The 26,520-nt window shown below is 66.1% G+C and carries 22 protein-coding genes and 2 pseudogenes; 12 read left to right on the plus strand and 12 right to left on the minus strand.

From position 1 onward, the window contains the following. Positions 1–42: 42 nt before the first annotated feature. Entirely contained in the window at positions 43–1,452 is a 1,410-nt protein-coding gene (locus VWN43_RS13560) for a DUF5935 domain-containing protein (protein WP_320181390.1), read from the minus strand. Beyond that, positions 1,445–1,627, minus strand: coding sequence for a hypothetical protein (locus VWN43_RS13565; protein ID WP_320181389.1), 183 nt, complete (start codon positions 1,625–1,627; stop codon positions 1,445–1,447). Before VWN43_RS13565 ends, VWN43_RS13560 begins: the two co-directional genes overlap by 8 nt. 80 nt (positions 1,628–1,707) lie before the next feature. Between VWN43_RS13565 and VWN43_RS13570 the strand changes: the two genes are divergently transcribed. The 4 genes from VWN43_RS13570 to VWN43_RS13585 all read left to right on the plus strand — a co-directional run bounded on the left by VWN43_RS13570 (position 1,708) and on the right by VWN43_RS13585 (position 10,427). Beyond that, on the plus strand, positions 1,708–2,925 hold the full coding sequence (locus tag VWN43_RS13570) for a TIGR04063 family PEP-CTERM/XrtA system glycosyltransferase (RefSeq protein ID WP_320181388.1): 1,218 nt from the start codon (positions 1,708–1,710) through the stop codon (positions 2,923–2,925). Positions 2,926–2,953: 28 nt separating this feature from the next. Further along, on the plus strand, positions 2,954–4,096 hold the full coding sequence (locus tag VWN43_RS13575) for a hypothetical protein (protein WP_320181387.1): 1,143 nt from the start codon (positions 2,954–2,956) through the stop codon (positions 4,094–4,096). A 233-nt stretch (positions 4,097–4,329) separates the two neighbouring features. Continuing rightward, on the plus strand, positions 4,330–8,985 hold the full coding sequence (gene gltB / locus VWN43_RS13580) for a glutamate synthase large subunit (RefSeq protein ID WP_320181386.1): 4,656 nt from the start codon (positions 4,330–4,332) through the stop codon (positions 8,983–8,985). Positions 8,986–8,990: 5 nt separating this feature from the next. Beyond that, positions 8,991–10,427 carry a glutamate synthase subunit beta gene (locus VWN43_RS13585; RefSeq protein ID WP_320181385.1) on the plus strand — a complete coding sequence of 479 codons (1,437 nt, stop codon included), beginning with the start codon at positions 8,991–8,993 and terminating at the stop codon, positions 10,425–10,427. A gap of 14 nt (positions 10,428–10,441) precedes the next feature. On the opposite strand, the gene VWN43_RS13590 is transcribed toward VWN43_RS13585, so the two are convergent. Beyond that, positions 10,442–11,224 (minus strand): enoyl-CoA hydratase, encoded by a 783-nt coding sequence (locus VWN43_RS13590; RefSeq protein ID WP_320181384.1) that lies wholly within the window; start codon positions 11,222–11,224, stop codon positions 10,442–10,444. An 86-nt stretch (positions 11,225–11,310) separates the two neighbouring features. Here VWN43_RS13590 and VWN43_RS13595 point away from each other — a divergent pair, with 86 nt between their 5' ends. Next, on the plus strand, positions 11,311–12,090 hold the full coding sequence (locus tag VWN43_RS13595; protein WP_320181383.1) for an SDR family NAD(P)-dependent oxidoreductase: 780 nt from the start codon (positions 11,311–11,313) through the stop codon (positions 12,088–12,090). Position 12,091: 1 nt separating this feature from the next. Here VWN43_RS13595 and VWN43_RS13600 read toward each other — a convergent pair whose 3' ends face one another. Next, complete coding sequence (locus tag VWN43_RS13600; RefSeq protein WP_320181382.1) at positions 12,092–13,573, minus strand: serine hydrolase domain-containing protein; 1,482 nt, start codon at positions 13,571–13,573, stop codon at positions 12,092–12,094. A 58-nt stretch (positions 13,574–13,631) separates the two neighbouring features. Further along, on the minus strand, positions 13,632–14,315 hold the full coding sequence (ung, locus tag VWN43_RS13605) for a uracil-DNA glycosylase (protein WP_320181381.1): 684 nt from the start codon (positions 14,313–14,315) through the stop codon (positions 13,632–13,634). A gap of 79 nt (positions 14,316–14,394) precedes the next feature. Between ung and VWN43_RS13610 the strand changes: the two genes are divergently transcribed. From VWN43_RS13610 to VWN43_RS13620, 3 genes are read left to right on the plus strand one after another with little or no spacing between them, the layout of a single operon-like run. Next, the gene (locus VWN43_RS13610) at positions 14,395–15,012 is read left to right on the plus strand and encodes a ribonuclease D (RefSeq protein WP_263605720.1); all 618 of its coding nucleotides are present in this window, start codon (positions 14,395–14,397) and stop codon (positions 15,010–15,012) included. A gap of 24 nt (positions 15,013–15,036) precedes the next feature. Then, a complete protein-coding gene (locus tag VWN43_RS13615; protein WP_320181380.1) occupies positions 15,037–15,705 on the plus strand; it encodes an LPS export ABC transporter periplasmic protein LptC in 669 nt (222 codons plus the stop codon). After that, complete coding sequence (locus VWN43_RS13620) at positions 15,705–16,253, plus strand: LptA/OstA family protein (RefSeq protein WP_320181379.1); 549 nt, start codon at positions 15,705–15,707, stop codon at positions 16,251–16,253. The genes VWN43_RS13615 and VWN43_RS13620 overlap by 1 nt, the downstream gene beginning before the upstream one ends. 7 nt (positions 16,254–16,260) lie before the next feature. Here the strand turns inward: VWN43_RS13620 and holA are convergent, their stop codons facing one another. The 4 genes and pseudogenes from holA to VWN43_RS13640 form a co-directional block, all read right to left on the minus strand. Beyond that, on the minus strand, positions 16,261–17,307 hold the full coding sequence (holA, locus tag VWN43_RS13625) for a DNA polymerase III subunit delta (RefSeq protein WP_320181378.1): 1,047 nt from the start codon (positions 17,305–17,307) through the stop codon (positions 16,261–16,263). Continuing rightward, positions 17,304–17,804 carry an LPS assembly lipoprotein LptE gene (lptE, locus tag VWN43_RS13630; RefSeq protein ID WP_320181377.1) on the minus strand — a complete coding sequence of 167 codons (501 nt, stop codon included), beginning with the start codon at positions 17,802–17,804 and terminating at the stop codon, positions 17,304–17,306. The genes holA and lptE overlap by 4 nt, the downstream gene beginning before the upstream one ends. Continuing rightward, positions 17,804–20,321: pseudogene (gene leuS / locus VWN43_RS13635) on the minus strand (leucine--tRNA ligase). The gene lptE and the pseudogene leuS overlap by 1 nt, the downstream one beginning before the upstream one ends. 62 nt (positions 20,322–20,383) lie before the next feature. Further along, complete coding sequence (locus VWN43_RS13640) at positions 20,384–20,833, minus strand: DUF3576 domain-containing protein (RefSeq protein WP_253521337.1); 450 nt, start codon at positions 20,831–20,833, stop codon at positions 20,384–20,386. 335 nt (positions 20,834–21,168) lie between these two features. Here VWN43_RS13640 and VWN43_RS13645 point away from each other — a divergent pair, with 335 nt between their 5' ends. Both VWN43_RS13645 and phbB read left to right on the plus strand, forming a co-directional pair. Next, positions 21,169–21,933, plus strand: a complete 765-nt coding sequence (locus tag VWN43_RS13645; RefSeq protein ID WP_330767565.1) for a hypothetical protein — start codon at positions 21,169–21,171, stop codon at positions 21,931–21,933. A 119-nt stretch (positions 21,934–22,052) separates the two neighbouring features. Continuing rightward, positions 22,053–22,777, plus strand: a pseudogene (phbB, locus tag VWN43_RS13650) (acetoacetyl-CoA reductase). A gap of 43 nt (positions 22,778–22,820) precedes the next feature. On the opposite strand, the gene VWN43_RS13655 reads toward phbB, so the two are convergent. Next, complete coding sequence (locus tag VWN43_RS13655; RefSeq protein ID WP_320181374.1) at positions 22,821–23,546, minus strand: helix-turn-helix domain-containing protein; 726 nt, start codon at positions 23,544–23,546, stop codon at positions 22,821–22,823. An 87-nt stretch (positions 23,547–23,633) separates the two neighbouring features. Between VWN43_RS13655 and VWN43_RS13660 the strand changes: the two genes are divergently transcribed. Beyond that, a complete protein-coding gene (locus VWN43_RS13660) occupies positions 23,634–23,912 on the plus strand; it encodes a ribbon-helix-helix domain-containing protein (RefSeq protein WP_330767566.1) in 279 nt (92 codons plus the stop codon). Here the strand turns inward: VWN43_RS13660 and VWN43_RS13665 are convergent, their stop codons facing one another. Both VWN43_RS13665 and murA read right to left on the minus strand, forming a co-directional pair. Then, positions 23,913–24,134, minus strand: coding sequence for a hypothetical protein (locus tag VWN43_RS13665; RefSeq protein ID WP_253521320.1), 222 nt, complete (start codon positions 24,132–24,134; stop codon positions 23,913–23,915). 62 nt (positions 24,135–24,196) lie between these two features. Further along, complete coding sequence (gene murA, locus VWN43_RS13670; protein ID WP_320181373.1) at positions 24,197–25,480, minus strand: UDP-N-acetylglucosamine 1-carboxyvinyltransferase; 1,284 nt, start codon at positions 25,478–25,480, stop codon at positions 24,197–24,199. A 139-nt stretch (positions 25,481–25,619) separates the two neighbouring features. Between murA and VWN43_RS13675 the strand changes: the two genes are divergently transcribed. Then, positions 25,620–26,510 carry a UTP--glucose-1-phosphate uridylyltransferase gene (locus VWN43_RS13675; protein ID WP_063506274.1) on the plus strand — a complete coding sequence of 297 codons (891 nt, stop codon included), beginning with the start codon at positions 25,620–25,622 and terminating at the stop codon, positions 26,508–26,510. Positions 26,511–26,520 lie beyond the last annotated feature (10 nt).

Raw genomic sequence — 26,520 nt, forward strand, 5'->3', positions numbered from 1 at the left:
CAGCGGCGAAGCCTGCGTCACGCGCGCACGGCGGTGTGCAGATTACGCCTCGCTCGCCGGGGCCGAACGGGCCGCGTTCGATGCGCTGGTGGCGCGCTGGGGCTCCGAACGGTGGGCAGCGCGCCTGCGCGAGGAGCGCGGCTCGGCGGCCGCTTCCTCGCAGCGCTTGAGATAGGTCCACAGCCCGCATTGCAGGGCGATGATCAGCAGGATCACCGGCTGGTAAGCGATCCCCTGGAACAGTGATCCGACCAGTGCGATGATCTGCGTCATCTGTAGCGCGCTCGCCAATGGAGATTGCCAGCTCGCCCCCTCGCGCCCGCGCCAGCGCCGCCGCAGCTTTTCCATCTGCCACAGCCCGCTGGCATGGAGCCAGACCCACAGGAACAGGCCGATCCACCCCTGTTCGCCCAGCACCTCGAAGATCGAGGAGTGGAAGGCGCGCGCTTCGTCGACCACGTCCTTGTATTCGACCGTGGTCGTGCTGCCGTTTTCCTCGACCTGCGGCAGGCGGTATTCGAACTTGTTGCCGCGGTAGGAATCGAACCCGCCGCCGAGCGGGTTCTCGAGCGCATAATCATAGGTCCATTGCCACACCGCAAGGCGCGTCGATGCCGACTGGTCCTGTTCGTGCCCGGTGATCAGCCCCATGCGTTCGTAATAGCTGGTCGGCAGGAAGGGCGCAGCCATCAGCACGAGCGCGATGCCGCCGACGATGAAGGTCATCCGGCGCTTCACGTCGCGCAGCAGCAGCAGCGCGAGAACGCCGATGCACACGAGCCCGGTGCGTGCTTCGGTTCCGACGGGGATCAGCAGGCAGGCAAAGATGAACGCGCCGCCGAACAGCTTGACGCGCCAGTCGGGCGGGAAGATCCGCCCGTGGTTCATGAACCACCAGATGATCGGGATCAGACCGATCGCGACCGTGGAGAGCGTCGAACTCTCGTAGATGTTCGAATTGTCGTTCACGAAGAAATACAGGCTGCCATAGCCCCCGCCGCCAAGCGCGGTCTTGAGACCGGAGGAAATGATGATCGCTCCGGCTGTCAGCGTGACGACCAGCAGCGCGAGCTCCAGCCGCAATCGCGTGACCAGCGTGAAGGGCAGAAAGATGGCGAATACCAGCGCGCGCCAGACCCATTCCCACTTATAGGCCGCATCCTCGGGGAAGTCGGCCCACTGCAGCGTGAGGAAGCACCATCCGAGAAAGGCGATCATGATGCCCTGCCGCAGCGTGAAGCGGATCTCGGATTTCGCATCGGCAATCGCCCAGCCGGCGAAGGCGAGCATGAAGGCGATGAAGGAAATCGGCAGCATCGGCGTCAGCGTCCAGCCGATCTTCTGCGGGGCGAGGATATCGATATAGAGATAGGCCAGCACCCAGACGAAGGGGCGCCTCAGGCCAAGCGCGAACAACGCCATGACGAACAGGAACAGTGCCGCGTCAAGCATCGCGCGTCTTCCCGCCTGAGCGCCGTGCTCGCCTCGCCTCGCGCTGGTTCGGCTTCGCCACCTCGGGCTCCGCGCCCGGCGGGTCCTCGCGGTCGAGGTCGTCGCGCATGAACACGCGCAGGATCGCAATAAGGATCAGCGCATGTGTCAGGGCGAGGGCGAAATAGTCGATCACGAGTGCTTGGTCTCCGCAGCGGTCCCTAATGCCTCGCGGTTGACGCGCCGTTAAGCGTAATGTGACACAGGCACCCACCGATGACCCGCGTGCTGCATATCCTCGATCATTCGCTGCCGCTCCATTCCGGCTATACCTTCCGTACGCGCGCGATCCTCAAGAGCCTGCAGGGTGCCGGGGTCGAGGTGCGCGGCATCACCGGCCAACGCCATTTCGCCGAGGGACCGCCAGTGGAAAAGGTCGAGGGGCTGACCTTCCACCGCACGCCCGGCCAGCCGTCGGGCCCGCCCGTCTGGCGCGAATGGCGCGAAATCGAAGCGCTGCGCCAGGAGATCGAGCAAGTCGTGCACGAATGGCGCCCCGACATCATCCATGCCCATTCGCCCGCGCTGTGCGGCATGGCGGGTCTGCGCGCCGCGCGCCGCCTGCGCCTCCCCTTCGTCTATGAAATTCGCGCTTTCTGGGAGGATGCGGCGGTCGGCAATGGCACGGGGCGCGCGGGGTCGCTCAAATACCGCCTCACCCGCGCGCTCGAAAACCGCGTGGTGGCGCAGGCCGATGCGGTCTTCACGATTTGCGCGGGGCTGCGCGGCGATCTGGTCGCGCGCGGCCACGATGGGGGCAAGATCGCGCTGGCCCCCAATGGGGTGGATCTGACGCTGTTCGGCGACCCGCCGCCGCGCGATGCGGGTTTGGCCGAGGCGCTCGGCATCGGGCGGGGACCGGTGATCGGCTTCATCGGCAGCTTCTACGATTACGAGGGCCTGGACGATCTGATCGCGGCGCTACCGCTGCTGCGCGAGCGCCAGCCGGGGGCCCAATTGCTGCTGGTCGGCGGCGGGCCGATGGACGAAGCCCTGCGCGCGCAGGCTGCGGCATCGACCGCCAGCGAGGCGATCATCTTCACCGGACGCGTCCCGCATGGCGAGGTCGAGCGCTATTATTCGCTGGTCGACGTGCTGGCCTATCCGCGCAAACGATCGCGCCTGACCGATCTCGTCACCCCGCTGAAGCCGCTCGAGGCCATGGCCCAGCGGCGCATCGTCGCCGCGAGCGATGTCGGCGGGCACCGCGAACTGATCGAAAACGGCGTCACCGGCCTGCTTTTCCCGCCCGACGATCCTGCGGGCATGGCCGAGGCGCTGGCGGGGTTCATCACCGCGCGGGAGCGCTGGCCGGCAATGCGCGAGGCGGGTCATGCGCATGTCGCGCAAGCCCATGATTGGGCTAGGAACATTGATCGTTATCGGGCCGTTTACCAGAATCTGCTAGCCCGTGATTCTTCCGCGGTCGCCTGAGCCGCATGCAACGAGTATTACCACGCCGATGAACGCCGCGACGCACTCTGCACCGATCAGCAGCCACCCTGCTTTCAAATGGGGTGTCGGCGCATGGTTTGCGCTGCTGCTGGGGCTTGGCCTCTTCGTCATGCCTGCTGCGGTCCACCTGCTGATGGCCGAGCGCCTCGGCCTCGCCGACATGCTGGCGGATGCAGGCGTGCGCCGTTTGGCGCTGTCCGCCGCCGCTGCGGGGCTTGGCCTGTTGATCGGTCTGGCCATCGCGATGCGCGTGACCGCCATCAACGAGGCCATGGGGGACGACGACGATACGGATTATGCGGACGAGCCCGGCGGTGTCTGGCTGCACGATGACGGCGCGCAGCATGCGCCCCCGCTCCGCAAGACCGGCCCGCGCCGCCCGTTCAATCCGCGCGAGGACATGGCCGAGGAAGGCATCCGCCCGGCTGAAGACCCGCCCGAGGAAACCGAGAGCGAAGAAGTCCTGCTCGCCGATGCCCCGCAGCCCGACGATGCGATGACGCAATTGTGGCATGAAGAGGCAGGTGCCGGCACCGCGCCCGAGTGGCCGGACGAACCCGAGGTAGCGGACGCTAACGAAATGGAAATCTCGGTCTTCGACAAGTTCAAGGCCGAAACCGCGCCAGCACCGATCGCGGACAATTGGGAGGAGCCCGTGGCTTCATTCGGGGGGGACCCGTGGGAGGAGTGGCAGAACGTCGGGCCGAAAGTGGCCGATGTCGATCCAATCGCCGATCCCATTGGCGATCTCGATAGCTCGGACGAAAGCGCTTTCGACAATTCGGACGATGATCCCACAAGTCCGGACGAAAAAGGCTTCGACGAGCCCGCGCCGCCAGCGCCCCCAGTACCCCCCGCCCCCACTGAAGAGGTCGCCCCGTCCGACCCTGCGCCAAACCCGGTTCCGGCCGCGGCGCTGGGCGATCTGCCGCTCGACAAGCTCACCGAACGCCTCGGTTCGGCTCTCAAGGCCTTCCAGTCCGGCCCGTCGGCGGAAGAGCAGGAAGATTCGGATATGGTCATCGCTTTCCTGCGCCGCGAGGCCGAGCGCGATGCACCCGAATCGCGTCGGGGCGAGACATCCGACGACGCGCAGGCCGAATTGCGCAGCGCGCTCGACAAGCTCAGCCGCGTCGGCAAGCCCGACTAGCTTGGTCACCGGGCCCAGCCCGCACCCCCGCTAACGCGCCGTATAAAGCGGAAAACTTGGCGGCTGCGAAATTTTGCTTCGCTTCTCGCAGTTGCAAAATCCCGATCCGGTCGGCATTACGATCCTTCGCGCAATTTTGCTGGTGCCGTGATGGGCACCGCTCGACCATGCTCCCGGCTGCCCCGCACCCCATGCGAGGCCGGTGGGCGGGCACGAAGGAGGACGCATCGCTGATGGGACGCACGCCGCCCCAAACCGTAACGGGTCTCTACGATCCGCGTAACGAACACGACGCCTGCGGCGTCGGCATGGTCGCGCATATCAAGGGCGCGAAAAGCCATGCCATCGTCACGCAGGCGCTCGAGATTCTCGCCAATCTCGACCACCGCGGTGCGGTCGGTGCCGATCCGCTGCTGGGCGACGGTGCGGGGATCCTGCTGCAGGTACCCGACCCGCTGTTGCGCAAATGGGCCGCCGATCACGGCCACGACCTGCCGCAGGCGGGCGATTATGCCGTCGCCATGTGCTTCCTCCCGCAACCGACCGAAGCGCGCGAATTCGTCGAGCGCCAGCTCGAACGGTTCGTCGAGAAGGAAGGCCAGCGTCTCATCGGCTGGCGCGATGTCCCGACCACGCTCGATGGGCTGGGCAAGGCGGTTGTCGATTCGATGCCCGTCATCCGCCAGTGCGTGATCGCGCGCGGTCCCGATTGCGCCGACCAGGATGCCTTCGAACGCAAGCTGGTCGTGATCCGCAAGCAGACGCTCAACCCGCTTGCCGCGCTCGAACACAAGCACGGCATTGCCGGGCTATCGACCGCCTATATCCCGAGCTTTTCCAGCCGCACCGTGGTCTACAAGGGCCTGTTGCTGGCGAACCAGGTCGGCAGTTTCTACGACGATCTGCGCGATCCCGATTGCGTGTCCGCGCTCGGCCTCGTCCACCAGCGCTTCAGCACCAATACCTTCCCCAGCTGGCGGCTGGCGCATCCCTATCGCTTCATGGCGCATAATGGCGAAATCAACACGGTTCGCGGCAATGTGAACTGGATGGAAGCGCGCCGCCGGACGATGGAAAGCGAGCTGCTCGGCGCCGATCTCGACAAGATGTGGCCGCTGATCCCGCATGGCCAGTCGGACACCGCCTGCCTCGACAATGCGCTCGAACTGCTGGTCGCGGGCGGGTACAGCCTCGCGCATGCGATGATGATGCTGATGCCCGAGGCCTGGGCCAAGAACCCGTTGATGGATCCGGCCCGGCGCGCGTTCTACGAATATCACGCCGCGCTGATGGAGCCCTGGGACGGCCCCGCCGCGGTGTGCTTCACCGATGGCAAGCAGATCGGCGCCTGCCTCGACCGCAACGGCCTGCGCCCCGCGCGCTGGTGCACGACCAAGGACGATCTCGTGGTGCTCGCCTCGGAAAGCGGCGTGCTGCCGTTCGACGATGCCGATATCACGCGCAAGTGGCGGCTCCAGCCGGGCCGCATGTTGCTGATCGATCTCGAACAGGGCCGGATTGTCGAGGACGAGGAGCTCAAGACCGAGCTGGCCAATGCCGCGCCTTATGAAAAATGGCTCGAAACGGCGCAGTACAAGCTCAAGGACCTCGACCGGATCGAACCCGACCTGAGCGAGATCCCCACCGCCACCACCAGCCTGCTCGAACGTCAGCAGGCCTTCGGCTATACGCAGGAAGACATCGGCCGCTTCCTCGAACCCATGGCGCAGGGCGGCGAGGACCCGATCGGTTCGATGGGGACCGACACGCCCATCGCGGTCCTGTCCGACCGCAGCCGCCTGCTCTACGATTATTTCAAGCAGAACTTCGCGCAGGTCACTAATCCACCGATCGACCCGATCCGCGAGGAACTGGTGATGAGCCTGCTGTCGATGATCGGCCCGCGGCCCAATCTGCTCGGCCGCGATGCGGGCACGCACAAGCGGCTCGAAGTCAGCCAGCCGATCCTCACGAACGAAGGTCTGGCGAAGATCCGCTCGGTCGAAGCCGCGCTGGACGGTGCCTTCCGCACCGCTACGATCGACATCACCTGGGATGCCTCGACCGGCGCCGAGGGCCTCGCGATGGCGCTCAAGGAAATGTGCTGGGCGGCGACCGAAGCGGTGCTGGGCGATGCCAACATCCTGATCCTGTCCGATCGCGGCCAGGGGCCTGACCGCATTCCCATGCCCGCACTGCTGGCGACCGCGGCAGTGCATCATCAGCTAGTGCGCCAGGGGCTGCGGATGCAGACCGGGCTCGTGATCGAGACCGGCGAAGCGCGCGAAGTGCATCATTTCTGCGCGCTCGCGGGTTACGGCGCCGAGGGGATCAACCCCTATGTGGCCTTCGAGACGCTCGAGGATTTGCGCGCCCGACGCTTCCCCGACCGCGACCCGGCCGACGTGCGCCAGAACTTCGTCAAGGCAGTCGGCAAGGGCATTCTCAAGGTCATGTCCAAGATGGGCATCTCGACCTACCAGTCCTATTGCGGCGCGCAGATCTTCGACGCGGTCGGGCTCAATTCCGAATTTATCGATACCTATTTCACCGGCACGGCGACCACCATCGAAGGCATCGGCCTGGCCGAAGTTGCCGAGGAAGCGGTGCAGCGTCACGCGCAGGCTTACGGCGACAATCCGCTGTACAAGGGCATGCTCGATGTCGGCGGGATCTACCAGTACCGGCTGCGCGGCGAAGCGCATGCCTGGACCCCGCAATCGGTGGCGCAATTGCAGCACGCGGTGCGCGGCAACGATATAAAGAATTACGAGGAATTCGCGCGCTCGATCAACGAGCAGAGCGAACGCCTGCTGACCATTCGCGGGCTGATGGAACTGACGCCCGCCGAACAGCCGCTGAGCCTCGACGAGGTCGAACCCGCGGTCGAGATCGTCAAACGTTTCAGCACCGGCGCGATGAGCTTCGGTTCGATCAGCCACGAAGCGCATTCGACACTCGCCATCGCGATGAACCGTCTCGGCGGCCGCTCGAACACCGGCGAAGGCGGCGAGGAGCCCGAACGCTTTCTGCCGCTCGACAATGGCGATTCGATGCGCAGCCGGATCAAGCAGGTCGCCAGTGGCCGCTTCGGCGTGACCACCGAATATCTGGTCAATTCGGACGATATCCAGATCAAGATGGCGCAGGGCGCAAAGCCCGGCGAAGGCGGCCAGCTGCCCGGCCACAAGGTCGATAAGCGGATCGGCGCGGTGCGCCATGCGACGCCCGGCGTCGGCCTGATCTCGCCCCCGCCGCATCACGACATCTATTCGATCGAGGATCTGGCGCAGCTGATCCACGATCTGAAGAACGTCCAGCCCAAGGCGCGTATTTCGGTCAAGCTGGTGTCCGAAGTGGGCGTCGGCACGGTCGCCGCGGGTGTGTCGAAGTCCAAGGCCGACCATGTCACCATTTCGGGTTATGACGGCGGTACGGGTGCCAGCCCGCTGACCAGCCTGACCCATGCGGGCAGCCCGTGGGAAATCGGTCTTGCCGAAACGCAGCAGACGCTGCTGCTCAACGATCTGCGCAGCCGCATCGCGGTGCAGGTCGACGGCGGGCTGCGCACCGGGCGCGATGTCGCAATCGGCGCGCTGCTCGGCGCGGACGAATTCGGTTTTGCCACCGCCCCGCTGATCGCGGCGGGCTGCATCATGATGCGCAAATGCCATCTCAACACCTGCCCGGTCGGGGTCGCCACGCAGGACCCGGTGCTGCGCAAGCGGTTCACCGGTACGCCCGAACACGTCATCAACTACTTCTTCTTCGTCGCCGAGGAATTGCGCGCGATCATGGCCGAGATGGGTTTCCGCACGGTCGAAGAAATGATCGGCCGCGTCGACCGGCTCGACATGCGCCGGGTGGAGCGCCACTGGAAGGCGCATGGCGTCGATCTCAAGCGCATCCTCCATGCGGTCCCGCTCGAGGAAAACCAGCAGCTGTTCCAGACCGAAACGCAGGACCACGGCCTTGCTGCGGCGCTCGATGTCGAACTGATCGAGGCCTGCAAGCCCGCAATCGAAAGCGGCCAGGCGGTTCATCTGACGCGCCGGATCCGCAATGTGAACCGCACCGTCGGCGCCATGCTGTCGGGCCGGATCGCCGAAGCGCATGGCCATGCCGGGCTCCAGCCCGACACCATCCGGATCGATTTCACCGGGGTTGCCGGACAGAGCTTTGGCGCATGGCTCGCGCATGGCGTCGCCATCAGCCTGACCGGCGATGCCAATGACTATGTCGGCAAGGGCCTGTCGGGCGGCCGGATCATCGTCCGCCAGCCCGAAGACGCGCCGCGTGCGCCGGGCGAAAACATCATCGTCGGCAACACCGTGCTGTATGGCGCGATCGCGGGCGAGGCCTATTTCGAAGGCGTCGCGGGCGAACGCTTCGCCGTGCGCAATTCGGGTGCGGTCGCGGTGGTCGAGGGCACGGGCGATCATGGCTGCGAATACATGACCGGCGGGGTGGTCTGCGTGCTCGGCCCCACGGGCCGCAATTTCGCTGCCGGGATGAGCGGCGGGATCGCCTATGTCTACGATCCCGACCGCCGCTTCGAAGCGCTGTGCAATCCGGCGCAGGTCGATGTGGTCGACGTCCAGCCGGGCGATGGGACAGGTGCCGAACGCAGCTGGGGCAATCCGCAGCAGCGCCCGATCTCGGTCGAGAACTGCGGCATGGGCGATCCGCTCTACCATGACGCGGAACGGCTCAAGGTTCTGGTCGAGCGGCACTTGCTGCACACCGGCTCGGCCAAGGCCAAGGCTCTGCTCGACGACTGGACCAGCGAGCTTGGCAATTTCCGCAAGGTGATGCCGCGCGATTACCAGCGCGCGCTCAAGGCACTCGAAGACGAACGCGAACAGGCCGCAATGGAAGCGGCGGAGTAAGGGTCATGGGCAAGGAAACCGGTTTTCTCGAATACGATCGGCTCGAGCGCACCTATCTCGACCCGCAGGAACGGCTGACGAACTACAAGGAGTTCACGCTCCCGCTGTCGGAGGACGAGCTGCGCCAGCAGGCCGCGCGCTGCATGAATTGCGGCATTCCCTATTGTCACAACGGCTGTCCGGTGAACAACATCATCCCGGACTGGAACCACCTCGTCTACGAGGACGACTGGAAAAACGCGCTCGCGGTCCTTCATTCGACCAACAATTTCCCCGAGTTTACCGGCCGCGTCTGCCCCGCCCCGTGCGAGGCCGCCTGCACGCTCAACATCGTCGATTCGCCGGTCGCGATCAAAAGCATCGAATGCGCGATCATCGACCGCGGCTTCGAGGAAGGCTGGGTCAAACCCGAACTGCCCGATCGGCGCAGCGGGAAATCGGTCGCGGTGGTGGGCAGCGGTCCCGCGGGCCTCGCCTGCGCGCAACAACTGGCGCGCGCGGGCCATGCAGTCACCGTGTTCGAGAAGAGCGACCGGATCGGCGGCTTGCTGCGCTACGGCATTCCCGACTTCAAGATGGAAAAGCACCTGATCAACCGCCGCGCGGTGCAGATGGAAGCCGAAGGCGTCCAGTTCCGCACGTCGAGCGAGGTCGGAGTCGAAGTCAGCTTCCAGGCGCTGCAGGAAAATTTCGACGCGGTAGTGCTGGCGGGCGGCGCCGAAGAAGCGCGCATGCTCGACATCCCCGGATCCGAACTCAACGGCGTGCGGCTGGCGATGGAATTCCTGACCCAGCAGAACAAGCGCAATGCCGGCGACGACGAAGTCCGCGCCGCGCCGCGCGGTTCGCTCACCGCGACCGGCAAGCATGTCATCGTGATCGGCGGCGGCGACACCGGCAGCGACTGCGTCGGCACCAGCAACCGCCAGGGCGCGGCCAGTGTGACCCAGCTCGAGATCATGCCCAAGCCGCCCGAGAAGGAAGACAAGGCGCTGACCTGGCCCGACTGGCCGCTCAAGCTGCGCACCTCGTCCAGCCATGAAGAAGGCGTCGACCGCGACTGGGCGGTGCTGACCAAGCGCGTGGTCGAGGACAATGGCGATGTCGCGGGTCTCGAATGTGTCCGCGTCGAATGGAAAGACGGCCGCATGCAGGAAGTCGCGGGCAGCGAATTTACGCTCAAGGCCGATCTCATCCTGCTCGCGATGGGCTTCACCGGGCCCAAGCGGCGCGGACTGCTCGACCGTGCAGGCGTCGATCTCGACGGGCGCGGCAATGTCGCGGCGGATACCGAATGGTATCTCACCAGCGAGGCGAATGTGTTCTCCTGCGGCGACATGCGGCGCGGACAAAGCCTGGTGGTCTGGGCGATCCGCGAAGGCCGGCAATGCGCCCGCGCGGTCGACAAGGCGCTGATGGGCGCGAGCGAACTGCCCCGCTGAGCTAGCCCGCTGAGCTAATTCTGCGTGCGTCCGCGCGCCTGCACTGCGGCGCGGCGGGCCTCGACCTCTGCCGGACTGACCGCGCTATTCGCCGCCGAGGAGAGCCGGTGCTCAATCGCCAGCCCCTCGCCCATGCTTGCGGCATAGCCTTCGTCGATCAGCTGCTTGTAGCGGGCGAGAAAGGCGGGATCGATGCCCGCCATATCAGCCGCGATCCGCCGCGCCTCGGGCAGCAGGTCTTCAGGCGCGACCACCCGGTTGACCAGCCCCCAACGCTCGGCCGTATCGGCATCGAGGAAGTTGCCGGTGAAGCTCAATTCCTTGGCCCGGCTGATCCCGATGATGCGCGACAGTTTCTGCGACAACCCCCATCCCGGCACGATCCCGACGCGCGCATGCGTGTCGGCGAAGCGGGCATTGCTGCTGGCGATCAGCACGTCGCAGGCCAGCGCGACTTCGAACCCGCCGGTGATCGCCACGCCATTGATCGCGCCGATCACCGGCTTGCGGCAGCTCTCGATCGCCTTGACCGGATTTTCTTCCGCGCCTTCGGCATTGGCCGCCCCCAGCGCGCCTTCTTCCGCCCCCAGTTCCTTGAGGTCGAGCCCCGCGGTGAAGGCCCGTGTGCCCGCACCGGTCAGGATCACCGCGCGCACGGCGTCATCGGCATCGAGTGCGGTCATCACCGCATAGAGCCGGTGGCGCAGCGCTTTCGACAGCGCGTTCATCGCTTCGGGGCGATCCAGGGTGACGGTGGCGATCCCATCGGCGATCTCGGTCAGGACAAGGTCGGTCATGCAGGGCAGCCTAACGAACAAGTTGCATCTTGCAATCGTTCCTCTGCTGCCCTTCACTGCCAGCGGAGCGAGAGGAGATTAGGACTATGGCTTTCAAACCCTTCGACCTGACGGGCAAGGCGGCAGTGGTAACCGGCGGTAATGGCGGGATCGGCCTGGGCATGGCCGAAGGGCTTGCGGCGGCCGGCGCCGACATCGCGGTCTGGGGGCGCAATGCGGACAAGAACGCCGCTGCGCTCGAACGGCTCAAAGCGCATGGTACGCGCGTGGAGGCGCTGGAGGTCGATGTCGCCGATGAACAGGCGGTGGTCGATGCCATGGCCGAAAGCCTGTCGCGCCTTGGCCGGATCGACAGCTGCATCGCCAATGCCGGCGTCGGCGGGCGCGCGCCGCTGATCGAACAGACGACCGAGCAATGGCGCAAGGTCACCGCGGTCAATCTCGATGCGGTGTTCTGGACCTTCCGCGAGGCGAGCAAGCACATGGTCGCGCGCGCGGAGAGCGGCGACAAGGGCGGCTCGCTGCTGGTCACCTCGAGCGTGTCGGCGATCCACGGCGCGCCGCAGAACCAGGCCTATGCCGCGACCAAGGCGGGCGTGCTGGCCATGGTCCGCGGCACCGCGGTCGAACTCGCGCGCTACGGTATCCGTGCCAATGCCGTGCTGCCCGGCTGGATCGCCACCGACATGACCGAGCGGCTGCAGAACTGGGACGCCTTCAATGAAAAAGCGATCGGCCGCGTGCCGATGCGCCGCTGGGGCGAGGGCGAGGACTTTGCAGGCATCGCGGTCTATTTCGCGAGCGATGCCAGCCGCTTCCACACCGGCGATTCGGTGGTGATCGACGGGGGCTATTCGATCTTCTGAGCTAGAGCCCGCGCAGCCGGCGCGAGGAATTGGAGTGCTGGTGGACCGCGTGGATGTTGCCCGCGCGGTCCCGTTCGAAGACGACTTCGTCGCGCTCTTCGCCGGTGTCGGTGACAACCTGGAACCGGTCGCCGCCGAGCGGTTTCAGTCGCCACATCGATTTGGCCGGTTCATCCGCATCGGCGGCGAGCCAGGTCAGCCCGCCCGCCCAGGGGATCAGCATATAGTCCGCGCTCCAGGGCTGCCCGTCATAGACCCCGGCATAGTCGGCCAGATCGACGCCCTCGACCTCGGCAAAGGGCGTGGCCCCGCCCCGCGCCTTGAGCAGCGCGGCGATGCCATAGGCAAGCGCGCCCGGATCATCCATCGCGTTCATCGCGACGGCGACCGCCATTTCCTCGCTCGGCGCGATCATCAGCGAGCTGCGATAGCCGGGACAGGAACCGCCATGGCCGACCACCGTCGTGTCGCCTTCACGGCGCACCGCGAAGCCGAGCCCCCAGCTGGTTTCCCAATCGGGCGAAATATAATGGACCCGCTGCATCTCGCGCAGCGTCGAGGCGCGCAGCACTTCGGCTTCGCCCGATTTGGCCAGGCGGAAGGTCCAGCTGGCGAATTTGGCCAGATCGGCGACGCTGGCGCTGAACCCGGCGGCGGGCGTGATCCCCGCCGGATCGAACAGGTCGATCTGCGGGCGTGTGCCCTGCGCCGTCAGCGCGCCCCAGCCGACCGCCAGCTGCGCGCCATACAGCGCGCCGGGAAGCCCGGGCCGCGTATCCTCCAGACCAAGCGGCTCGAGGATGTTCGCGGTGACGTAGTCGGCGAAGCGTTCGCCGCTTACCGCCTCGACCGTTTCGCCGACCAGCGTCAGGCCGAGGTTCGAATATTGCCAGGTGGTCGAGGCGGGATAGAGCGGCGCCTGCGAGCCGATCTTGGCGCGGACCTGCGCCTGGCTGGGGAAGGGATAATCGGGCCCGGTCCAATAGGGATAGTCCGATTCGCGCGGCAGCCCGGCAGAATGGGTCAGCGCCCCGCGCAGGGTCACCGGCACGCTGTCACGCGGATCGTCCGCCAGCGTGGCCCAAGGCAGATAATGCGCGATCGGCGTGTCGAGCGCGACCTTACCCTGCTCCCACTGCTGCATCAGTGCAACCGCGGTGAACAGCTTGGAAATCGAACAGATCGAATAGATCGTATCGGCACTTGCGGGCACGTGGCGCGCGCGGTCGGTGGTGCCGAAGCCGCGCGCCCAGACGGTCCGGTCGCCCTGCGCCACCGCGGCGGAGACCGCGGGGATGTTGCGATATTGCCGCTGGCCTTCGACCCATAGCTCGGCCGCGCGCATCGCTTCGGCCAGCGCCTCAGCCCGGGCGGCATCGGGGGCGCCTGCCTCGGCATGGTGATCGCCGCCAGTGCGAGCCTGTGCCGGAACCACCATTCCCAGCACGGCCAGCGCCGCGCCTGCCTTGAATATCGCCTTCACTGCCAACTTCCCCCTGTCGCTGACGGCAAGTCTCCTACAGGCTTACGCCCATGGCAAGTCACACCGCCCAGTCGATCGGGGTGCGACCATGTTCGGCAAGGAAGGCATTGGTCCGGCTGAACGGACGCGAGCCGAAAAATCCCCGATGCGCCGACAGCGGGCTGGGGTGCGGGCTCTCGATCACGCAATGGCGTGGATCGCGCAAGTGCTCGATCCGCTGCGCCTTGGCCTGCGCATGGCTGCCCCACAGGATGAACACCGCGGGCTCCTCGCGCGCCGCCACTGCCGCCACGCAGGCATCGGTGATCGCATCCCAGCCGCGCTTTGCATGGCTGCCCGCCTTGCCGCCCTCGACCGTCAGCGTGTTGTTGAGCAGCAGCACGCCCTGCCGCGCCCATTTGCGCAGATCGCCATGCGCGGGGCGCGCGATGCCAAGATCGGCTTCCAGCTCCTTGTAGATGTTCACGAGGCTCGGCGGGACCTTCACTCCTTCGGGCACTGCGAAACACAGGCCCATGGCCTGCCCCGGCCCGTGATAGGGATCCTGCCCGAGGATCACGACCTTCACCGCGTCGAGCGGGGTCAGGTCGAGCGCAGCCAGGCGGCAACCGCGCGGCGGATAGACCGTTTTTCCCGCGCGCTCTTCCTCCACCAGAAATCCGCCCAATTGCCGCGCCTGCGGGGTTGCCAGCACCGGGCCCAGCGCGGCCTGCCAGCTTTCGGGGATTTCGTCGGTCGCCATAGGGACAGGACTAGGCCGCCCGGACGCGCCTCGCCAGCACCCCTTCCCACCAATCCCCAATCGGCCTAAGGCCGCGCGCATGGCAGTGCATTTCCACGAAGAAGACCTCCCCGCAGGCGTCCTCGCCGATGGCCCCGTGGCCGTCGATACCGAAACCATGGGTCTCGTCACGATCCGCGACCGGCTGTGCGTCGTCCAGATCAGCGACGGCAAGGGCGACGAGCATCTCGTGCGCTTTGCGCCCGACAGCGATTACGACGCGCCCAATCTCAAGGCGGTGCTGGCCGATCCCGCACGGCTCAAGCTGTTCCATTTCGCGCGCTTCGACCTCGCCGCGATCGAATATTACCTCGGGGTGGAAGCGACGCCCTGCTATTGCACCAAGATCGCCAGCAAGCTGGTGCGCACCTATACCGACCGTCACGGGCTCAAGATGCTGGTCGAGGAATTGCTCGGTGAAAGCATCTCCAAGGCGCAGCAGTCGAGCGACTGGGGCGGCCCCGATCTCAACGACGCGCAGCGCGAATACGCTGCCAGCGACGTACGCTACCTCCACCGGATGAAGGACGAGCTCGACCGCCGGCTGGCGCGCGAGGGCCGCACCGAACTGGCGCAGGCCTGCTTTGACTTCCTCCCTACCCGCGCGCGGCTCGATGTGGCGGGCTGGGCCGAGCACGACATCTTCAGCCACATGTAAGGATCACGCGGGCAGGCGACACGCATGGCATTCCGGCAACGCAGGATCGAAACGGCAGAAGCCCAGGAGCGGCGCCACGAGCGCCAGCACTGGGCCGAGCCCGGCGGGGCGCATGATCGCCTCGTCGCTTTCCTTGCGCGCGCGCTGCCGATGGCTGTCGGCGTGCTGGCCGCCTTGATGGTCATCACCCCGCTCTCGCCGCGCGGCGAGATCAGCTTCCTGCTCGACCGCAACAAGGTGGCGATCATTTCGGAACGCCTGCGCGTCGACAATGCGCTCTATCGCGGGGCCGACAACCAGAACCGTCCGTTCTCGCTGACCGCGGGCGAGGCGGTCCAGCGCTCGAGCGCGGAAGGGCTCGTGCGGATGGACGATCTGGTCGCGCGGCTGCTGCTCGACGATGGCCCCGCGCGGCTGAGTGCCGAAGCCGGGCAATATGACATCGACAAGGAAGTGGTTTCGATCACCGGGCCGATGCGCATGCAGGCCGCCGATGGTTATCGCATGCTGGCGCGCGGCGTCTCGGTCGACCTCGCCAACAAGCTGCTGGTCGGTGCGGGGGGCGTCGAGGGGGAAATTCCCGCCGGGACCTTCAGCGCCGACCGTTTGACCGCCGATCTGTCGGCGCGCACCATAACCCTGTCGGACAATGCGCGGCTGCGCATGGAGCCCGGAAAGCTGAGGATGCCGTAATGAAGCCCCTGCTCCCCACCATCGCCCGCTGGGGCATCGGTTCGTTCGCGGTCACGGCGGTCGCCTTTGCCGGTATCCAGCTCTCCGCGCAGTCGATCGCGGGGCACAATTCGGATGCGCCCGTGTCCTATGCCGCCGACCGGATCGAGCTGCAGGACCGCGAAAACCGCGTCGTCCTGTCGGGCAATGTCGCGATCACCCAGGCCGGGCTCAACCTCAATGCGGCGCGCACCATCGTCAGCTATTCGGATGCCGGCACACTCAAGATCCAGCGCATCATGGCCACCGGCGGGGTCAATGTAACCCGCGGTAACGAACGCGCGCGCGGCGATACGGCGGTCTATGATTTCAACCGCCGGATCATCACCATGGCGGGCAATGTCCGGCTCAACCGCGGGGGCGATACGCTCAATGGCGGACGGCTGGTGATCGATCTCGCCTCGGGCGTGTCGAGCGTCGACGGGCGCGCCAGCGGATCGTCCTCGGTTACGGGCGAAGGCCAGTCGGGCGGCCGGGTCACCGGGTCCTTCTCGGTCCCCGAAGGCTGAGCCGCGGCTAGCGCCCGCGCGCGCCGGCCACGCGCGCAATATCGGCTAGGCCCTGCGCCAGCAGCAATTCGGCGGCCTGGCTGTTGGTCAGCAATTCGCGGTGGAGCCCGACGAGGCGCTGCGTCAGCCGGTCGAGTTTGTCGCCGTGGCGCCACAGCGCCAGCTGTTGCCCGATATCGCGCTTTTCCTTGAAGAAGATACCCAGCCGCGCCTCCTCGCCCCGATCCAGATCGCCGAAAGAGCGCGAACCGAGCGCCGCGGCGATCCGCGCCAGCTGCGCCGCGCGCCGCTCGAAGGCGAGCAATACGCCGACCGGATTGAGGCCGAGCAATTTCATCCGCGCCAGCTCGACCGCGACCTTGGGTGCCTGTCCGCCCATCACCGCATTGACCAGCGGGGTGAAGCCATCGTCCTCGCTTGCCGCGCCGATCGCGTCGAGGTCTTCCGCGGTCGCGCTCTGCGGGCTTTGCGCGCTGGCATCGAGATAGAGCGCCAGTTTCTCGACCTCGCTCTTCGCCAGCCGCACGTCGAGATTGGCCGCGCGCGCGATCCGTTCAGCCAGATCGCCGCCCAGTCGCACCCCGGCCCCGTCGGCGAGACCGCGCACGCTGCGGGTGACCGATTGCAGGTCGGGCGGATAGAACATCGCCACCAGCGCATCCTTGCGCTTTTCGAGCAATTTGGCGGAGCGCGACTTGTCGGTGGCCGAGGTGGCGACCACGATGACCGGGCAGGCCTCGCCGCCGCCAGCTTCGCTGGTTTCGACCAGCACCTTGAGCGCTTCATGCGCCTCGTCGCCGTTGGCCCGCACCCAGATATGCCGCTGGTCGCCGAACAGCGAATTGGTCCGTGCCTCATCGCCCAGCCGCGCGGGATCGCCGCGCAGTTCGGCACCCGACATTTCGACGCGTTCGCCCGGTTCGGCCAGCCAGGTCACGAGGTCGTTGGCCGCCGCACTCGCGCCGGCTTCATCCTGTCCGCAGAAAAAGAAAATGCCGCAGCCCTGTGCGGCGCTGCGTCCCTTGGCCGCGAAATCGCGGTTGCTGAGCTTCACTGTGCCGCGTCGCCCTGCCGCCGCAAGGCCAGCGCGATCCGCGTCACCATCCGCTGCGCGAGATCCTGCGACAGGTTCTGCAGCGCGGTCTGTTCAGCGGCGATGACCGCATATTCGCTCGACACCACGTCGATCCCGGCATCCGAGCCATCGGTCGCGTCGAGCAGGATTTCGCCAGTGGCGAGGTCGACCAGCTGATAGCGCGCGCGCAGCGTCCGCCGTTCGCGGCTGATCGTATCGTCGCGCAGCACTGCAAGCCCTTCGAGCTGGTCGTCGAGCCGGACATCGATCCGGTATTGCGGGCTGACCGTGCCTGCTGCGCCGAAGCGTTCTTCGAGCGCGCTGCGGACCAGCCAGCCGGCCCGCCCCTCGATCGGCGCAACCTCGATCGCGGCCATGGATTGCGCGACCGCGCCGCTGCCGCCGCCCGCATACATGGGCGACAGGCCGCAGGCCGACAGCGTACACAGGGCGAGAGAGGCGAGGACGATGCGCATCAGGTGACGATATTCACCAATCTGTCAGGCACCACAATGACCTTGCGGATTTCTGCCCCGTCGAGCGAACGCTGCACCTTGTCGGAAGCCAGCGCCATCGCTTCGAGATCCTCCTTCGAGGCTCCCTTGGGCGCGGTCAGCGTGTCGCGCAGCTTGCCCTTGTGCTGGACCGCGATGGTCACATCGTCCTCGACCAGCAGCGCGGGATCGACTGCCGGCCAGGCGGCATCGGCCACCAGGCCGTCGGCGCCCAGCGACGCCCAGGCTTCCTCGGCCAGATGCGGCATCATCGGCGCGACCAGTTGCACCAGCGTGCGGATCGCGGCCGACCGGCTGGCCGAAGGCTGCGCCTTCTCGACCGCGCCGGTCAGTTCGTAGATTCTGCGCCACCGCCTTGTTGAAACCCAGTGATTCGATGTCCTCGGCGACCGCGGCGACCGTCTGGTGCATCTTGCGCAGCAGCGCCTTGTCCTCGCCTTCGGCTCCGGCGTCATGGGCGGCGAACAGCCGCCACAGGCGGTGGACGAAACGCGAGCAACCCTCGATCCCCGCTTCGGACCACGGCAGGTCGCGTTCGGGCGGGCTGTCGGACAGCATGAACCAGCGCACCGCGTCGGCGCCGTAGGCGTCGATGATCGTATCGGGGTCGACGACGTTCTTCTTCGACTTGGACATCTTGATGACGCGGCCGATCTCGACTGCGCCGCCATCGTCTTTCAGCAGCGCGCGTTCGGCCTCGCGGCTGATCTCGTCGGGTGCATAATAGATGGTCTTGCCGCCATCCTTGCGGCTGTAGGTCTCATGCGTGACCATGCCTTGCGTGAACAGCGAGGCGAAGGGTTCGGTCACGTCGATCTGGCCCATATGCGCCAGTGCGCGGGTCCAGAACCGGGCGTAGAGCAGGTGCAGGATCGCATGTTCGATCCCGCCGATATACTGTTCGACCGGCAGCCATTTGGCGATCTCGTCCCTGTCGAAGGGCTTGTCCGCGGGCTGGCTGGCGAAGCGCAGGAAATACCACGAGCTGTCGACGAAGGTGTCGAGCGTATCGGTTTCGCGTGTCGCGCCAGCGCCGCATTTGGGGCAGTCGACATGTTTCCAGGTCGGATGCCTCACCAGCGGATTGCCCGGGGTCTGGAAATCGACATCCTCGGGCAGCGTGATCGGCAGGCTATCCTTGGGTGCGGGGACGACGCCGCAAGTGTCGCAATGGATGAAGGGGATCGGCGTGCCCCAGTACCGCTGGCGCGACACGCCCCAGTCGCGCAGGCGCCACACGGTCTTGCCTGCGCCCCGCCCCTGTTCCTCGATGCGCGCGATGATTGCGCGCTTGGCGTCCTCGACTTCCATCCCGTCGAGGAAGTCCGAATTGACCAGCACGCCCTCACCCGCCTCGGCCTCGCCGTCGAAGGGCTTGTCCGCCTGATCGGCGCTCGCCGCGACGACGCGGGGGATCGGCAGGCCGTATTTGGTGGCGAATTCGAAATCGCGCTGGTCGTGGCCCGGCACCGCCATGATCGCGCCGGTGCCGTAATCCATCAGCACGAAGTTCGCGATATAGACGGGCAGCTCCGCCCCGGTGAACGGATGCTTGGCGGTAATGCCCGTATCGAAACCCAGCTTTTCCGCGGTCTCGAGTTCGGCGGCGGTGGTCCCGCCCTTCTTGCACAGCGCGATGAAATCGCGCGCGTCATCACTGTCGAGGCCCTGCGCCAACGGATGGTCGGCAGCGACCGCAACGAAACTGGCGCCAAAAATCGTGTCGGGCCGCGTGGTATAGACCGGCAGCGTCTCTCCATTCGAGAGGTCGAAGCTGAATTCGAGCCCCTTGGACTTGCCGATCCAGTTTTCCTGCATGAGCCGGACCTTGTCGGGCCAGTTCTCGAGGCTGCCGAGCCCTTCGAGCAGCTCTTCGGCGAAGTCGGTGATCTTGAGGAACCACTGGCTCAGCTTGCGTTTCTCGACCTCGGCGCCGCTGCGCCAGCCCTTGCCGTCGATGACCTGTTCATTGGCGAGCACGGTCATGTCGACCGGGTCCCAATTGACCTCGCTTTCCTTGCGATAGACGAGGCCCGCCTCGTAGAGATCGATGAACAGCGCCTGCTCGTGCCCGTAGTAATCGGGTTCGCAGGTCGCCAATTCCCGCGACCAGTCCAGCGCGAAGCCGAGACGCTTCAGCTGCGCCTTCATGTGTTCGATATTGTCGCGGGTCCAGCCGCCCGGGTGGACACCCTTTTCCATTGCCGCGTTTTCCGCGGGCATGCCGAAGGCGTCCCAGCCCATCGGGTGCAGCACCTCGTGTCCCACCGCCTTCTTGTAGCGCGCCAGCACGTCGCCCATCGTGTAATTGCGCACATGGCCGATATGGATGCGCCCCGAGGGATAGGGAAACATCTCGAGCACGTAGCTCTTGGGCTTGGGGGAATTGCTATCCGCGCGGAAGGTCTGCGCCTGGTCCCACGCGCTTTGCCAGCGCGCATCGGCGCTGGCGGGATCGAAACGGGTTTCGCTGCTCATGCGAGCGGCGTTTACGGATTTTACCGGCTATGGGAAGGCGCTTTAAGGCTGCGCCCCCGCGATCAGCTGACCGCTTCGCGGCGCAGTTCGCGCGCCTTGGTCAGGATGATGTCTTCCAGCTTCTGCACGGTAGCCGCCTGGACCGGCGCATCGACCCACGTGCCCGACTGGTTGACCTGGCGGCTGGCCGCTACGCGCAGCGCATCGGCGCGCAGATCGGAATCGAGGATGGTGACGGTCATCTTGACCCGTTCGCCCGGATTGCTCGGATTGGCATACCAGTCGGTCACGATCACGCCGCCATTGCTGTCGGCCTGGAGCAGCGGGGCAAAGCTCACCGCATCGAGCGAGGCGCGCCAGAGGTAGGAATTGACCCCGATGGTGGTGACCTGCGCCGCGGCAATGTCCGCCTGCGGCCGCTCACGCCCGCCACCGCATGCCGCGAGGCCCAGCGAGGCGGCGGTCGCAACGGCGATGGTTGCGGGGCGGCGAATGGTTGCGAAAGCGCTCATGTCGATCCTTGGTATCCTGCAGATTGCTTGGCTCTATAAAGCCTGCACGCTTGGGAGCAAGGCATAGGCCATCGGGGCCTCACACAGCCTTGCGCCCGTGAATGCGGGCTTAATCCATGCGCGCGGCCCGCGCACCTTCTGCCAAGTGCTTGTGGATACTGCGCAACACTTTTCGCCAATCGCGCGGAACCGCTGTGGAAAAGCTGGCCATCGGGTGCGCGAGTGCTACCTTGGCTGTCACAAACAAGGGACTCGCCCCGCCAGGGCGTAAAAGTCAGGAACCGTTCAGGGCGGTTCTGCCTTTAGTCCCGAGAAACAAGGGAAGCTCGTTCGCGATGGCACGTTCGGTGAAAAGTCAGGGCAAGGCGCGGTTCGTACCCGCGGCGCTGGCTGTTGCCGGTCTGTCGCTGGCGATACCCGCGGCCGGTCTCGCCGTGGTGCAGACCAGCGCGGCAGCGGAGCTTCCCGAAACCGTATCCTATCTGCGCTTTACCCCGGCCAAGGTCGATCCGCAGCTTGCTGCGCGCGTCGCCGCCGTGATGGGTGAAGACGGCCTGCGTTTCACCCCGGCGAACAAGCCGGTGCTGACCAAGGACCGCACGGTGACCGTCGCGGTCCGCGTCGACGACGCCATGGCCCGCGCGATCTCGGTCCGCAGCGCTATCGATTCGGCCGGCACCGCCGACAGCCGCGAACGCGTGCTCGCGATCAGCCAGACCAGCTACAATCTGGGTGTGGCGCGCGGCTATCAGAGCTTCGCCCAGCCCGCCAAGCCGGCGACCGTTTCTGTCGGCCTGCGCGACATGGGCATGCCCGACCTCGCCAGCTACGCCCTCGACAAGGGCGACAAGCCCGCCAAGCCGGGCCGCTTCGATTCGCGCCTCGCGCTCGAGAAGGAAGACAAGGCCGGCCGCTCGCCGCGCACACTCGAAGGCGCAGGCAACCAGAGCGTCGATCTCAGCACCTCCTACCGCGTGGTCGGCAATCTCAACGTGACCGCCGGTGTCCGCCTGTCGAAAGACAGCAACCGGCTTGCACCGCTGACCGACGGGCTCGAGGACGACCAAGCCGTCTACGTCGGCACGCGCGTCAGCTTCTAAGCAGACCCCACCCGAAAATACGATTGCATCGCAGCGCCGCTTGGCGTTGGGCCTTGGCGTGCGCCACGTCGCTGGCCTAGGCTCGCCGCAACGCTAGGGAATGCCGGGGAGAATCGACTATGTCACGGGTGGCTATTGTAACCGGGGGCACACGCGGGATCGGCCGCGCAGTCTGCGAACGCCTGCGCGACGAGCGCGGTTTTACCGTGATCGCCAATTACGCCGGCAATGACAAAGCCGCCCAGCGTTTCACTGAAAAAACCGGCATCCCCACGAGCAAGTTCGATGTCGGCGACCCCGAGGCTGTCGCAGCGGCCTGCGCAAGCATCGCCGAGCAGCATGGCCCGATCGACGTGGTGGTCAACAATGCCGGGATCACCCGCGACGGCACGCTGCTCAAGATGAGCTACGCGGACTGGGACGCGGTCATGCGCACCAATCTGGGCGGCTGTTTCAACACCGCCAAGGCCACCTTCGCGGGGATGAAAGAACGCGGATGGGGCCGCATCGTCAACATCGGGTCGATCAATGGCCAGGCCGGACAATATGGCCAAGTCAACTACGCCGCCGCCAAAAGCGGGATTCACGGCTTCACCAAGGCGCTGGCGCAGGAAGGCGCGCGCTTCGGGATCACCGTCAACGCGATCGCGCCGGGCTATATCGACACCGACATGGTCGCCGCCGTCCCCGAACCGGTGCTCGAGAAGATCGTCGCCAAGATCCCCGTCGGGCGACTGGGCAAGGCCAGCGAGATCGCCCGCGGGGTCAGCTTCCTGTGCTCCGAACATGCCGCATTCGTGACCGGCTCGACGATGAGCATCAATGCGGTCAGCACATGTATTGATGGCCATGGGGGCTGCCGGCGCACCCCCCGGTGGTCGGTCGGTTCAGTCGATCAGGATACCGACGACCTTCCATTGGCCATCTTCCTTCACCAGCGTGACCGTTTCCATCGCGTCAGGCTTGTTGGCGAAACGCGTATGGAAGGTGACTTCCTGATAGCCGTGCGGCGGCGCGTTGAGGTAGCGGATCGTCGCCAGATTGCGCGCCACCACGGCGCCCAGCGGAACCCGGGCCTGCTCCGACGCCGCGGCCCATCCCGCAACGCTGTTGGCCGAGCGGAAACTGTCGCCCGCCGCATCGTAGCTCGCCTGCCAGTTTCCGGCATCGCCAAGCACGAGCCAGCTTCGCGCGGCAGACTCGACCGCTGCGTCGCGCGCCGCGGTTTCGGCATCGGGAGAGCCCGCGCCATCCGAGGCGAGGGGCGTGAAGAGCAGCAGCGCTGCGGTCAGTACGGACATGAGGATTCCTCCGATTAGCCAGGCACCCTTGCGCCTGCTGCCCGGTTGATCATCCGAACCGGCACGCGGGTCTCCCCCCAAATCCTTGTCCGCAAAATTTTCGTGGGGTCCGCCTTCGCGGTCGAGCACCAGCCGTGCCGCCTCGCGGCTGCTGGTTACCGCCAGCTTCCGCCGCGCCCCGCGCAGCCGCTCGTTGATCGTGTGTACCGACCGCGATAGCGCGCTCGCGGCCGACTTGGCATCGTGCCCCCGCGCCATCAGGCGCAGCGTTTCCTTCTCCTTTTCGGTAAGCGCGTCATAGCCTTCAGCCATGCCCGAAACTTAGGCGCGGCACGGTTCACCGCACACCCCAAAAAAATCGTATCGGCCCCGGCCCGAGCGTTGTAGGGCGCGCGGCCTATGGAAATGCCCCCTTACCACCCCCCCAAGAAATACTCGGTCCGCATCGACGGACACCGCACCTCGATCAGCCTCGAACCGCTGTTCTGGGACAAGCTCACCACCGCGGCGCGGATGCGCAACCAGTCGATCAATGCGCTGGTTGCGCAGATCGACGCCGAACGAATCCGCGCCGAAACCCCGCCGGGACTGGCGGGGGCGATCTGCATCTGGCTGGTCACCTATGAAAAGGGCGGCTGGCTTACGCCAACCGCCCCTTCGGCAGTTCAAACCGCCTGATCAGTAATTGGCGGGCGGATCGCTCGCGGGAAAGCTTTCGTCGCTTTCCTCATCGGCCTTGGTCCAGGTCCCGTCGGGCTTGTCGCGCATCGATTCGGGACCTGCGTCGCGGATCGATGCATCGCCCTGGTTGTCGGCAAACGCCGCCTTGGACTTGTTCTTTTCGAGATAGCGATAACCGGCATATCCGATACCGCCGAGCGCCATGAGCTTGAGTAACATATGAGAACTCCTTCCTTGGCGACCCAACGCGCGGATCGCCCGAAAGGTCCGTCAGCCAGCGCTCATTCGTCGCCCACCCGTTCGACATCTGCGCCGACCAGCTGGAGCTTCTCTTCCAGCCGCTCATAACCGCGGTCGAGGTGGTAGAGACGGCGCACGGTGGTCTCGCCTGCCGCGGCGAGCCCCGCGATCACCAGGCTCATCGAAGCGCGCAGATCTGTCGCCATCACTTCCGCGCCGGTGAGGTCCACCGGACCGCGAACGATCGCCGTGCGCCCCTCGGTTTCGATATCCGCGCCCATCCGCGCCAGTTCGGGCACATGCATGAAGCGGTTCTCGAAGATCGTTTCCTTGAGCACGCTGGTGCCCTCGGCGCGGGTCAGCAGGCTCATCAATTGCGCCTGCATGTCGGTGGCCAGCCCCGGGAAGGGGGCCGTGGTGAGGTTATGCGCCTTGAGCGGCCCGTTCGCGGCCACGTTGATACCGTGCTTGTCGCTTTCGATCTCGACCCCGATGTTGCGCAAAGCGTGCAGCGTCGAGCCCATGTCGCCCGCATCGGCACCCTCGAGCCGCACTTCGCCGCCGGTGATCGCCGCCGCGCAGGCATAGGAGCCCGCCTCGATCCGGTCGGGCATCACGCGGTAGGTCGCGCCGTGCAGCTTGCGCACCCCGTGGATCGTCAGCTCGGAGGTCCCGATCCCCTCGATCTCCGCGCCCATCGCGGTGAGCAAATTGCACAGATCGACGATCTCGGGCTCACGCGCGGCGTTGACCAGCCGGCTGGTGCCCTTGCACAGCACCGCCGCCATCAGCGCATTCTCGGTCGCGCCGACCGAGACCACGGGGAAGTCGAACTCGCCGCCGGGCAGTCCGCCATCGGGCGCCATCGCCTTCACATAGCCCTGCGCCAGTTCGATATGCGCGCCGAAGGCTTCGAGCGCCTTGAGGTGGAGGTCGATCGGGCGGTTGCCGATTGCGCAGCCGCCGGGCAGCGACACGGTCGCCTCGCCGGTGCGCGCGAGCAGCGGGCCGAGCACGAGGATCGAGGCGCGCATCTTGCGCACCAGATCGTAGGGCGCGACCGAACTGGTGATCCGCATCGCCTCGAGCGTGACGTTGCGGCCGAAGTCCTCGGGCCGCTTGCCGGGAATCGTATGGCTGACGCCGAACTGCGTCATCAGGTGCTGGAAGCCGTCGATATCGGCCAGCCGCGGCAAATTGCGCAGCGTCAGCGCCTCCTCGGTCAGCAACGCGCAGGGTATCAGCGTGAGCGCGGCATTCTTGGCGCCCGAAATGGGGATGGTCCCCGACAGGCGGTTACCGCCGCGAATGATCAGTTTGTCCATGGAACCGTGCTTTACCCTCGCGCGTCATGCTGGCAAGCGTCACGATAGCGTCGCAGCGCCGCGCCAGCGGATGTATCGTCGGCCGATCGCGTGCGCCCCCGCGCGAAATTGGCCGCGCAAACAGGCAGGAGCAACACAGATGTCAGCCCGTAAACCGATCAAGAAGGCGGTGTTTCCCGTCGCCGGTCTCGGAACCCGCTTTCTCCCCGCGACCAAGGCGATCCCCAAGGAATTGCTGCCGATCGTCGACCGTCCGCTGATCCAGTATGCGGTGGACGAGGCGCGCGAGGCGGGGATCGAGCAGATCATCTTCGTCACCGGCCGCGGCAAGACCGCGATCGTCGAGCATTTCGATGTCGCCTTCGAACTCGAAACCACCATGGCGGAGCGCGGCAAGGACCTCTCGGTGCTCGAACCCACCCGCGCCACGCCGGGCGATATCATCACCGTACGCCAGCAGGTGCCGCTGGGGCTGGGCCATGCGATCTGGTGCGCGCGCGCGATCGTCGGCGACGATCCATTCGCCATCCTCCTGCCCGACGAGCTGATGGTGGCGGCCAAGGGCGGCGGCACCGGCTGCATGAAGCAGATGGTCGAAGCCTATGAAGAGGTCGGCGGCAATCTGATCTCGGTGCTCGAAGTGCCGCATGACGAAGTGTCGAGCTATGGCGTGATCGCGCCGGGCGCCCAGCTGTCCGAGACGCTGACCGAGGTGACCGGGCTGGTCGAAAAACCCCCGGTGGACGAGGCGCCGTCGAACAAGATCATCTCGGGCCGCTACATCCTCCAGCCCGAGGTGATGGGCGTGCTCAAGGACCAGGGCAAGGGCGCGGGCGGGGAAATCCAGCTGACCGACGCAATGGCGAAAATGATCGGCAACCAGCCCTTCCACGCCGCCACCTTCGCCGGCCGTCGCTTCGACTGCGGCAGCAAGACCGGCTTCGTCGAAGCGACGCTGGCACTGGCACTCGAACGCGAAGACATGGGCGCCGAGGTGCGCGCAATGGCGGAGCGGTTGCTCAGCGAATAGCGACGAAAAA

Source organism: Qipengyuania sp. HL-TH1 (assembly GCF_036365825.1).
GTDB classification, from domain to species: Bacteria; Pseudomonadota; Alphaproteobacteria; order Sphingomonadales; family Sphingomonadaceae; genus Qipengyuania; species Qipengyuania profunda.